We start from the raw sequence: 1317 nt of genomic DNA on the forward strand, positions 1-1317 counted from the left end.
CCTTCGCGGCTGTCAACGAGGCACTGGCCTACCTCGAAACCGGCCGGGCCAAGGGCAAGGTCGTCGTACGGGTCAAATAGGTCGCCAGCAAAACATCGCATTCAAACGAATGGCGTCAGTCCTTCAACGGACCGACCCCATGACGCGCAGCTTTGCGCCTGTCGCCAGCGTCGTCGACACCGATGGCGCTGGACAACCAAGGTAAGATAATGACTGAAAAGAACCTCTATGCGCCCTACACGCTCGGCAAAGCCACGCTCACCAACCGCGTGGTGATGGCCCCGCTGACGCGCAACCGGGCGGGCGCTGATTTCGTGCCAGGGGAACTGGCCGTCGAATACTACGCGCAACGGGCTTCCGCCGGTCTGATCATTTCAGAAGCGACCCAGATTTCCCAGCAAGGTCAGGGCTATCAGGACACGCCCGGAATCTATACGCCGGCCCAGATCGCGGGCTGGCGCAAGGTCACCGATGCCGTGCACGCCAAGGGTGGGCACATCTTCCTGCAGCTCTGGCATGTTGGCCGGGTCAGCCATGTCGACTTGCAGCCCAATGGCGCGGCGCCGGTAGCGCCGTCCGCAATCAGGGCAGGGACTAAGACCTTTGTGAACAACGGCTTTGTCGACGTGTCCGAACCCCGCGCGCTCGAACTGGGTGAAATCCCGGGCATCGTTGAGGACTTCCGGAGCGCGGCGGCCAATGCGATCGCGGCCGGGTTCGACGGCGTCGAGGTTCATGGCGCCAACGGCTATCTGCTGGATCAGTTCGCCAAGGATGGCGCTAACACCCGCACCGATGCCTATGGCGGCTCGATCGAAAATCGCGCACGCCTGATGATCGAGGTCTCGGCCGCCGTGGCCAAGGAAGTTGGAGCCGACCGTACCGGCATCCGGATCTCGCCGGTTGCGCCTGCTAATGGCGTTTCGGGAACCGATGCCCAAGCCCAATTCAATTTCATCGTGAGCGAACTCGACAAGCTGGATCTGGTATACCTGCATGTCGTTGAGGGAGCGACGGGCGGGCCGCGCGATGTCGCTCCGTTTGACTTTGCCGAACTGCGTCGACGCTTCGGCAACACCTATATCGCCAACAATGGCTACACAGCAGACCTCGCCGCCCAAAGTCTGCTCGACGCCGCCGCCGATCTGTTCGCCTTCGGCCGGCCCTTCATTGCCAACCCCGATCTGGTCGACCGCCTCAAGAACGGTGCGCCCCTGGCCGACTTGAACCCCGCCACGCTTTATGGCGGCGGCAGTGCCGGCTACACCGATTATCCGGCGCTGAGCTGATATCCAGCTTGGGCTGATGAATGAAGGC

1 protein-coding gene is annotated in these 1317 nt (G+C 62.3%); it reads left to right on the top strand.

Annotation, left to right across the window (positions count from 1 at the left end):
- Positions 1 to 209: 209 nt before the first annotated feature.
- Complete coding sequence (locus tag ACX3OW_RS21605; protein ID WP_459097853.1) at positions 210 to 1289, top strand: alkene reductase; 1080 nt, start codon at positions 210 to 212, stop codon at positions 1287 to 1289.
- Positions 1290 to 1317: the final 28 nt, after the last annotated feature.

The organism is Devosia sp. A449, assembly GCF_054489375.1.